5 protein-coding genes are annotated in these 10736 nt (G+C 51.1%); 2 read left to right on the forward strand and 3 right to left on the reverse strand.

The window, feature by feature from the left end:
* Positions 1–3 precede the first annotated feature (3 nt).
* On the reverse strand, positions 4–1398 hold the full coding sequence (gene mgtE / locus ACI77B_RS00895; RefSeq protein WP_409336949.1) for a magnesium transporter: 1395 nt from the start codon (positions 1396–1398) through the stop codon (positions 4–6).
* A 1123-nt stretch (positions 1399–2521) separates the two neighbouring features.
* Between mgtE and gdhA the strand changes: the two genes are divergently transcribed.
* Positions 2522–3868, forward strand: a complete 1347-nt coding sequence (gdhA, locus tag ACI77B_RS00900) for an NADP-specific glutamate dehydrogenase (RefSeq protein WP_409336950.1) — start codon at positions 2522–2524, stop codon at positions 3866–3868.
* A gap of 485 nt (positions 3869–4353) precedes the next feature.
* Here gdhA and ACI77B_RS00905 read toward each other — a convergent pair whose 3' ends face one another.
* Positions 4354–5214 (reverse strand): patatin-like phospholipase family protein, encoded by an 861-nt coding sequence (locus tag ACI77B_RS00905; protein ID WP_409336951.1) that lies wholly within the window; start codon positions 5212–5214, stop codon positions 4354–4356.
* A gap of 42 nt (positions 5215–5256) precedes the next feature.
* Positions 5257–8976 carry a helicase-exonuclease AddAB subunit AddA gene (gene addA, locus ACI77B_RS00910; protein ID WP_409336952.1) on the reverse strand — a complete coding sequence of 1240 codons (3720 nt, stop codon included), beginning with the start codon at positions 8974–8976 and terminating at the stop codon, positions 5257–5259.
* Positions 8977–9167: 191 nt separating this feature from the next.
* Here addA and gpmI point away from each other — a divergent pair, with 191 nt between their 5' ends.
* Positions 9168–10700, forward strand: a complete 1533-nt coding sequence (gpmI, locus tag ACI77B_RS00915; RefSeq protein ID WP_409336953.1) for a 2,3-bisphosphoglycerate-independent phosphoglycerate mutase — start codon at positions 9168–9170, stop codon at positions 10698–10700.
* Positions 10701–10736 lie beyond the last annotated feature (36 nt).

The raw sequence follows: 10736 nt of genomic DNA on the forward strand, positions 1-10736 counted from the left end.
GATTTACAGCTTCAGGACCGCGCCCGCCATGGCAAAATATACCAGCAGGGCCGCAATGTCGGAAGCGGACGTGATCGCCGGGTTCGCAATCAGCGCCGGGTCCAGCTTCAGCTTCTTTACAAGCAGAGGCACCATGCTGCCGATAACCTTGGCGATGATCGTAATGAAAAACATTGCCGCACAGACGGCAGCGGCCATCATGATGCTCTGCCGGTCAAGGAAATACACTCGCGCAAAATTCACGGCACTCAGGATTATTCCAAGCAGGATTCCAACCCGGATCTCTTTCCAGAGAACCCTGTTCCAGTCTTCTGTCTCAACCTCATCCGTGGCAAGTCCCCGGATAATCAGAGAAGCCGCCTGCGAACCGCCATTTCCGCCCATTCCCATTAGAAGCGGAATGTAGGTCACAAGCTGTATCACAGAAGAAAGCATGTGTTCACTGTGATTGATGATCAGACTGGTGAAAATGTAGATAACGGACAGGATCAGAAGCCATGGCAGACGGTTTTTCGTGTGCTGCCAGACAGACAGATCCAGGTATCCCTTCTTCGCGTCCTGAAAATCGATGACACCGTTCATTCTTTCGATATCCTCTGTTGCTTCATCTTCCATGACGTCGAGAATATCATCGACAGTGATGATTCCAACCAGACGGTCATCCTTATCGACAACCGGCATGGCAATGTATCCGTATTTCTTGAAGTCGTCCGAAACCTCTTCCTGGTCCGCATCGACGTTTTCACTCACGACATCCGTATGCATGATGTCCATGATTTTTGTATCCTCATCAGAAAGCACGATGGTGCTCAGGGAAACTACTCCCAGCAGTCTCCAGGAACCGTCTCTTACGTAACAGGTGTAGATGGTTTCTGCATCGGTTCCGTAGTGACGGATATGGGCCAGCGATTCCTTGACGGTCCAGTCTTTCTTTACACTGACGTACTCCGGAGTCATCAGGCTTCCTGCCGTATTATCCGGATAATTTAAAAATGTATTGATCTGCTTTCTTTCGGAAGCAGGTGTCTTTTCCAGGATTCTGGTAACAAGATTCGGCGGCATTTCTTCCAGAATGTCGATCTTATCATCAAAATCCAGCTCATTAACGATAAATGATGTTTCCTTCTCTGTGACCTCGCTGACGATGTCCATCTGGTCCTCAGGTGAAAGTTCTGCAAAAACATCGACCGAAACGTCTTTCGGCAGAAGACGGAAAAGCACAACCGTCATTCTCAAGCCTGCGTCATCGGAGATATCTTCCAGAAGATCCGCGATATCTGCCGGATTGAATTTCAGCAGAAGATCCCGTGCCCGGAAATACTGCTTGTCTTCCAGCAGTTCCAGGAGATCACCCAAGGTTTCATCATACAGCTGGTCTCTGTCCAGTGTACTATCCATTGGTATCCACGCATCCTTTCCCCACTCGCTGCAAAATACAGCCGGAAGTGCGGAAACAGGCAGGGCGCGAAAACACGCGGAGTCTTTTTCCGGAAACTAGAGGGCGCACTTATACAGGAGCGGACTATTCTTTAATCGGTATATTCGAATTTTCTCAGACAAATGTCCCACGGGAACGCTGTCCATAACATCCACTCCTTTCTTGTGTGCTTCATGTCTGCGCATCGGCCTCCGTGCTTCAGACTGCCTTGCCGGACAATTGCCGGCAGAGCAGCCAGAATACACGTTTCAGCCCTCTGAACAGGCATGTATTCTATTCCTTTATAACATTAATATTATAGTGCCTGCGCGTTCATCTTTCAAGATGTTCAGCCGATTCGAAAAGCCTTGTAAAATTGTACTTAAATCTAAACGCAGATATTCACATCGATTTTACATTTCCCACATGCCGCCGGTTCCATATGAATAAAATCTTTTCTGCCACGCTGACCGGAAGATGGAGATTTACGAAAAGGCGGCTGCAAATCCGTGATATGATTTTATATATAAAAATATTTTTCACTATCTTGAAATTTTTCTTTACTGTTTTTCTTTTGTACATGATATATTTTATACAAAATACAATTTGAGTACTTTTTGTTATAAGTGCCACACCCACGACTTTAGGCGTTTTCCGGCTGTCTACCGGTATACCAGGGTAATTTTTATACCATCTTTCCGAATTATTGGGCCGATTATTTTTTCAATACTGTGTTTCAGCACTGAAAGATTTGTGCTCATGGGGCATTGACGAGCGGAGACAGCCAATGTATTATCATCAGATAAGGGTTGTCTATTTTTTATCAAATATCCGCTGTATAGCGCTGATTTTCAACATTTATTAGACTAGAGTTCAAATCGGATTTTGTACTTCAGATGCTCTTTTTTGTGATGTTCAACAATGTATACACGAATGAGTTCATGATTCAGACAACGTATTCAGATAATTTCCATGTTTCCAAAAAAAATCTGCCAAAACAGTTGACTGAAACTTCAGCTAGTGTTATATTCCATGACAGAGAGAGGTTCTGAGAAACAAACAACACAGAACCGAAACTGTTATATTAATAAAAGGAGAATGGTTATGGGTAAGATTGCTGACAAGTACATTGAGATCGCTAAACAGAAGAATGCGCATGAGCCAGAGTTTCTGCAGACTGTAGAAGAGGTTCTGACTTCTATCGAGCCGGTTCTGGAAGCTCATCCAGAGTATGTTGAGTCCGGACTGATGGACAGACTGATTGAGCCTGAAAGAATGATTCAGTTCCGTGTTCCTTGGGTTGACGACAACGGCAAGGTTCAGGTAAACAGAGGATACAGAATTCAGTTCAACAGCGCACTCGGACCTTACAAGGGCGGACTGAGATTCCAGGCTAACGTATATCCAGGAATCCTGAAGTTCCTCGCATTCGAGCAGATCTTCAAGAACTCCCTGACAGGACTGCCGATCGGCGGCGGCAAGGGCGGTTCCGACTTCGATCCGGCTGGAAAGTCTGATGGAGAAGTAATGAGATTCTGCCAGTCCTTCATCAATGAGCTCTACAGACATATCGGACCGAACGTCGATGTGCCTGCAGGAGACATGGGTGTAGGCGGAAGAGAAATCGGCTACATGATGGGTCAGTATAAGAGACTGACCGGTCAGTACGACGGAACATGGACAGGAAAAGGAACCACAAACGGCGGACTGAACGGAAGAACAGAAGCTACAGGATTCGGAATCGTATTCTTCGCAAGAGACGTCCTGAAGCACTACGGCGAGTCCCTGGAAGGAAAGACAGCAGTTGTATCCGGATTCGGAAACGTATCCTGGGGAACAATCACAAAGCTGACAGAACTCGGAGCTAAGCCGATCACAATTTCCGGACCAGACGGATACATCCTCGATGAGGAAGGAATCACAACACCGGAGAAGATCTCCTATCTGCTCGAGCTGAGATCTTCCGGAAAGAACATCTGCGCTCCTTATGCAGAGAAGTTCCCGAACGCAAAGTTCATCGCCGGAAAGAGACCTTGGGAAGTTAAGGCTGATCTGTACATGCCATGCGCAATGCAGAACGACATCACCATTGACTGGGCTAAGGAAATGGTTAAGAACAATGCAAGATACCTCATCGAGGGAGCTAACATGCCGACCACAAATGAGGCTGTTAAATACCTGCAGGAGAACAACGTTATCGTTGCACCGTCCAAGGCATGCAACGCTGGCGGCGTAGCCTGCTCCTGCCTGGAGATGGCACAGAACGCAGAGCACCTGATCTGGAGCAAAGAGCGCGTTTACGAAGAGCTGGAGCACATCATGGACCACATCTTCGAGATCACAGAGGAAGCCTGCAGGAAGTACAACCTCGGCGACAACCTCGTAGCTGGTGCTAACATCGCCGGATTCGAGAGAGTTGCTGAAGCTATGATGATGCAGGGTGTCTGCTAATTCATAAAATCGGCCCCGAGGTGAAGCTAAAATGATTTAGCCTGTAACCTTTATATAGAGAGAGTCTGAACCGTATCCGCGGATCAGACTCTCTCTTAATGTAGTCGCCCTTGCGATTCGCGAGCGAAATCGGTTATTCATCCCGAAAGACAGAATCCCGCCTGAAATTGAATAAAGCAAAACAAGCCATCCGCCAATTAAGCCCGCTCCGGTCTGGATAGAAGACAGAAAAGAAAAGCAAGGCAGCCGCTGAACGAAACCTCACGGCGATTCGATGCTGTGACAGAAAGTGAACAGCAAGAATGCCGAGCGTCTGTCGCACCGTTCTAACTCCACGTTTGCGACAGATGCCGGCATTCTCTGAGCACTTTCCACTCACAGCCGAATCAGAGTGGGTTCCGGAAGCGGCTGCCTGCTTACTTTTAACTGTCGTCTATTCCATCCAGGCCGGAGCAAGCTGCAATGGCGGATGACACCGAACACCTTTATTCTCTTTCGAGAAATTCAAACATCCTGTCCTTCAGCCCTTCCGCTACGAAATACCCTTCCTCATAGCCTTTTTTCAGCTTGTCTTTATTCATCTCCGTGCGTCCGATGTCGAGATTGCCCATCGGAGCAATGGCGAAGATGGTCCCGTCTTTCACGCCCTGCTCGATATATTCAAGGGTCCGGTTGTAGAAGGTGAAACGGTTTTCGATGGCCTTGACCAGGTTCGGATAACGGATGTATTTTGCGCGGATCATCGGCATGATCGTGTAATTCGGTTTTTTGCGGTAGCCGAGAGGCCGCGTGAGAACGACGACGTTCTTTTTATTTCCCTCTCTGACGGATTCCATGACCGGGATGGAATCACAGATGCCGCCGTCCAGGTAGACGTAGCCGTCGATCGGTACCATTCGGGAAAGCAGCGGAAGGCTGGCAGAGGCCTGAACGTATTTTATGTCATCGTGCAGGTCGTGAATCTGCGGATACTCCGCTTCTCCGGTGATGCAGTTCGTGATGGTCACTTTAAAATCAACGCCGCTCTTTTTAAAGGTCTCATTATCGATCGGATACAGCTCATCCGGAATTTCGTGGTATATGAAATTGACATTGAAAAAATCTCCTGTTTTTCTAAGACTTCTCCAGCCCCCGAATTCCGGATTTTTCAGATATTCAGTGGACGTGCCGTAGGCTCTTCCCGCCTGACGGCTGACGTAGCTGCAGGCGTTGCAGGCGCCGGCGGAAGTACCAAAAACGTGCGGAAAGTAAATTTCATGCTCGATAAAATAGTCGATGACCCCCGTACAAAAGATGCCGCGCATGCCGCCGCCTTCAAAAACTACCCCTGTATGTTCTAAATTCATGTTTCTAATCCCCTGCCCTTCTTCAATACTATATACTCTTTATTATACACCATCCGACGCGCAGCTATTCTCTCGCGACTGCGATTCGTCCAGCGCGATGCAGCGTTCTGCAGAGAACAGATACAGATAGGCTTCAGAGACCGGCTTTTTCATGCCCTTCCGCAGTGCTTCCCGGTATAGCTGCAACTGCATCCGGTATTTTTCCAGCAGCCTCCTGCGCTCCTCTTCAAACGGCTTCCGGAAATCCACCCAGTTGCTTTTATAATCCAGAAGAATAATCTTTCCCTTTTCTTCAAAGAAACAGTCGATGATTCCCTGAACCATAGTGCTTTCACCGTGCATCGGAACGGCCAGATTGAAGGTCTGCTCCTTCCAGAGGCGGTGGTCAGCGGACGCCGCAGCGCAGCGCTTTCCGATGTCCGTCCGGAAGAATGCGGAAATCTTCCTAAGATCCACAGCTTCCGCCTCTTCAGGAAGGAAAATCCCCTCCTTCACCATTTCCGCGACAGCATCCTGAATATAGCCCGGACCATTCTCCTCTGCTTTTGAGAAATCCAGATGTTCCATGATGCTGTGATAGACCGTACCGCGTTCTGCAAAAGTCAGCTGCTTCTTTTCCTGCATAAACAGCGGGACTCTCCGGGTAACATGTACCGCTTTCTGCGCTTTTTCCAAGCCGGAATCTGTCTCGGTCTCCAGGCCGCCGGAAACAGCAGCAGTACCGGCCCCGGCATCCGGTATCCCGGCTCCGGCATTCTTAATACCCAGTGCACCGGCGAAACCCGCCTGCTTTTCTGCCAGGGGCTCTTCCTGCCCGAACACCGGAAGCTCCTCTTCATCCGGCGGCAGAAAACTTCCCGGATCCCGGCGCCTGCCATCATTTCTCCTTCCCTGCTCCTGTTCATTCTGCTCATTCAGCGAAGTCGCCGTGTACTTAGACCGCACACTCTGCGCTTCCGGATACGGGTAGGCATAGTCCAGCCGGCTTACGATCTCAGCCCGGTCCGCTTTTGCCGAAGAAGACGCAAACTCCGGAAATTCAGCAGATTCCTCGTCCTCATCAGAATCTGTGCCCTGAAGCTCCTCCATCGTAACCAGCTCCGGCCGCGGAAGTTCCTCCATCATATCGAAAAAGGACCGCTCAGACCGGATCCCCGCTTCCTTCTTCTCCAGAAATTTCTCCGCATCCTTGACCGTTCCCAGCAGGAACAGTTTCTCGCGAGCCCGCGTCATGGCAACGTAGAGAATGCGGATGTTCTCCTCATACTCCTCCTTCCGGAACTGGCGCACGATCAGCGTTCTTGTCAGCGTCGTCTTCCTGATGCGGTTCTCCGGATCCTCCAGACTCATGCCCAGGCCCACATCTTTATGGAAGAGAATCGGATCCTTTCCGCTGGTATAGGTCAGCGCATTCCCCATGCCGGCGATGATCACCATCGGAAATTCCAGGCCTTTCGACTTGTGAATCGTCATCATCCGCACCACATCGTCATTTTCCGACAAGAGCTTTGCCTGGCTGGTCTTTACAGTGTGCTGGCGCACGGCATCGATATAGCGCATGAAGGAATACAGAGAACTCTGTGCATCCTCACTGTACTGCTGCGCCCGGGCCAGCAGAATCCGCAGATTGGCCTGCCGCATCTCCCCGTCCGGCATCGCACCCGCCATCATGTAATATCCGCTGTCCAGCATGAGTTTCCATAGGAAGTCAGACAGCGGCATCGCCAGGGACAAAAGTTTCCAGGAACGGATTTTCGCAAGGACATTCCGGCATTTTTTCTGCAGCTGCTCCGGCACTCTGACCGGAAGCGAACCCTCTGCCGCTGCCATCATCACTTCCGTGAAACTTCCGTCGGAAGACAGGCTCCGGACTTCCGCCAGCTCATCCGTTGAGAAGCGGAAAATTTCCGACCGCAGAACACTGATCATCGGCACATCCTGATAAGTATTATCGATCACCGCCAGCAGGTTCATGAACACGTGAATCTCCGTCCGATCAAAAAAGCCGTCGTTGCTGTCCATATATAACGGAATATGTTCTTTCTGCATGACCTCCGTATAGGCTCTGCTGCTGCTCAGCACCGACCGCTGCAGAATCACAATATCCTTATACTGCAGCGTTTTTACCTGCCCGGACTTGGAATCAAAATACCTGCTTCCAACATTTTCCTTGATCAGACGCGCGGCTTCCATGGCTTCCAGATCAGCTTTTTTCAGAGAAGTGATCTCCGGATCTGCATCTTCCTTCTCCCCCTGGTCGATGATCCTCGTTTCCGGAGGAAAGGAATATGCTCCATCATAGGGAATTCCCGGGTAGAGCTTCGCGTCATCGTCGTAGCCTTCCATGATCGGCTGAAATACGCTGTTTATCGTGCTTAATATCACCGGTTTGCTGCGGAAGTTGCGGTTCAGGTCGATTTTCATGGCTTTCCCGTCAGGCTTTTCCATTTCCTCCTTGAACGTTTGGTATTTGTCCCTGAAAATCCGCGGCTCCGCAAGGCGGAACTGGTAAATGCACTGCTTCTGGTCGCCCACCATGAACAGGTTGTCCGGGCGGGCAATGCGGGAAATGATGGCCTCCTGCACCAGGCTCGTGTCCTGATATTCATCGATGAATATCGACTGGAACTTCTCTCGGTAATAGCCGGCCGCCTTCTCGTCCTGAAGAATCTGCAGGCAGTAATGCTCGATATCGTTGAAATCGATGAGGCGGTTCTGCTGCTTCTTCTCATGATAGCGGGCATGAAAATCTTTCAGCAGGTCCATCAGCGTCTGCGCAGCGCCGCGAGTCATGCGGATCTCTTCCAGAGTATCCTGAAGCGGTTCGCTGAAATACTCTGTCTGCAGCTTCTCTATCCTCTTCTTCGCTTCATCCCGAAGTGAGGTCACGACGTCCTTAACCTCTGCATAGGCTTCCTTTTCGTCCTTCGATGCAGCAAGACGCGGCCAGTTCACAGCCTGCACGTAGGAACCCGCCTGGTCGATACTGCCGCTCTGGAGATGCTTCTCCGCCTCCTGGATCTCCATGACGACTGTACGGAGCTTGTCCGAAACGCCCGCACAGCCTGCATCATTCAGGATAGAAACCGCTTTCTGAAGTTCTTCTCTGGCCTGCTGAAGCTCCCCGCCGGCTGCCTCTCTCAGGACATGCGCCAGATGGCAGTCCTCCGGATCCCCCTGCGGGTCCATGGCGTCGATCTGCGCCTGCAGCGTCTTCTCCGGCTCCGGCAGCGCCTGAAGGGTATGGTAAAGTTTCATCAGAAGCGTGCGGACCCGGTCGTCGTTCTTCTCGCCGCTGTACCAGTCCATAAAGGTCTGAAAATCCGGGTCCTCTGCCTCATAGCGGTCGTCCAGCAGCTCATCCATCGCCTCCTCGCAGAGCACCGTGCTTCTGGCCTCATCCGCAATGGAAAACGATGCCTCCAGATCCGTCAGATAGAAAAAGCGGTGGATCACATCCAGCGCAAACGAGTGGAATGTGCTGATTTCCGCCTGCGGGAGGAGCTCCAGCTGCTGTCTCATCGCCGGGTTCTCCTTTGCCTTCTTCCTCAGCGCCGTGCGGATTTTCTCCCGCATCTCCGACGCCGCCGCATTGGTAAAGGTCACCACCAGAAGCTGCCGCACATCCAGCCCTTCCTCCGTAACCAGCCTGCAGACACGCTCCACCATGACCGCCGTCTTTCCCGATCCCGCCGCCGCAGAAACCAGCAGACTCCTGCCGTCCGTATCAATTGCCTTTTGCTGCTGCTCAGTCCAAGCCATATCCATCCTCTTTTCCTGTTTCTGACTTTGTCTCATGCTGATAGTATACCAAACTTTTATGGATTCTGCCTGAATTGTGGTATCATGATTACAGGACAAAGGCTGAACGGGCAAGGAGCCTCCTGCTTCCTGAAATCTGCCTGAACAGCCGCAGAAAAGACCCTCATCAAGTGAATAAGGAGAACTAAGATATGACAAAACCGAATATGATCCTCATTATGGATGGATACGGACTGAATCCCCGCACCCTTGGAAACGCCATCGCACAGGCATATAAACCGAGTCTGGACCGGATCATGTCTGTCTACCCGCACACCCAGCTCGCCGCATCCGGTGAGCCGGTCGGACTTCCGGATGGGCAGATGGGAAATTCTGAAGTCGGCCACCTGAACATCGGCGGCGGCCGCATCGTCTATCAGGATCTGAGCCTGATCACAAAAGCGGTAAAGGACGGTTCTTTTTTTAAGAATCCTGCTCTTCTCGATGCAATGGAACACGTGAAGAAAAACAATTCTACGCTGCACATTTCCGGACTTCTGTCGGACGGCGGCGTGCACAGCCACATCGACCACCTCTTCGCGCTTCTCGATATGGCAAAAAAAGAAGGTGTTCAGAAAATCGCCGTACACTGCTATCTGGATGGCCGCGACGTTCCGCCGCGCTGCGCGCTGACCTATCTGAAGCAACTCTCTGACAAGCTGGACGACCTTAAAATCGGCAGAATTGCAACGATTTCCGGACGCTACTACGCAATGGACAGAGATACCCGCTGGGAAAGAGAGCAGCTGGCCTATGATGCCATGACCCTCGGAAAGGGCCGCACGGCATCCTCTTATGAAGAGGCCATCCAGAAGGCTTATGATAATGAAGAAAATGATGAGTTCGTCGTTCCGACAGTCATTCCGGATGCTGATGGAAAAACTTCTGTCGTTTCTGACGGCGACAGCATGATCATGTATAACTTCCGCCCGGACAGAGCCCGCCAGATTACCCGCTGCTTCGTCGACCCTGATTTTGACGGATTCAAGAGAGAAAAGACCGTCTCTGATCTCTGCTACGTCTGCATGACCCAGTATGATGCCAGCATGCCGAACGTTGAACTGGCCTTCCCGCCGGAGCACTATAAAAACACGCTGGGAGAATATATTTCTTCCCTCGGCCTCAAGCAGCTTCGCATCGCAGAAACCGAGAAGTATGCCCACGTCACCTTCTTCTTCAACGGCGGCGTGGAAGAGCCGAATCAGGGAGAAGACCGTATTCTGATCCCGTCCCCAAAAGTCGCAACCTACGACCTGCAGCCGGAAATGAGCGCTCCGGAGATCACCGAACGCGTATTAAGAGAAATCGACCGCGATCTTTACGATGTCATCATCCTGAACTTCGCCAATGCCGACATGGTCGGCCACACCGGCGACATGGGCGCTGCTGTAAAAGCCATCGAAACCCTGGATAAGTGCGTTCCGCAGATCGAGAAAGCCGTCCTGGCAAAAGACGGCCAGATCCTCCTGACCGCTGACCACGGAAACGCTGACGTCATGCAGGACGAGAACGGTTACACCGTCACCTCCCATTCCCTGAACCCGGTTCCGCTGGTCCACATTGCCAACCACCCGAAGCGCCTGAAAGACGGTGGAAAACTGGCCGATATCGCGCCGACCCTGCTGAAACTCATGGGCCTGCCGATTCCGGAAGAGATGACGGGAAATGTGCTGGCTGAGGAGTAAGTTGAAGAAATAGCTGCCGTAACCGATAAGAGAGCC

The sequence above is a fragment of the Eubacterium sp. F2 genome (assembly GCF_046244355.1).
Classification (GTDB): Bacteria; Bacillota; Clostridia; order Peptostreptococcales; family Anaerovoracaceae; genus Aminicella.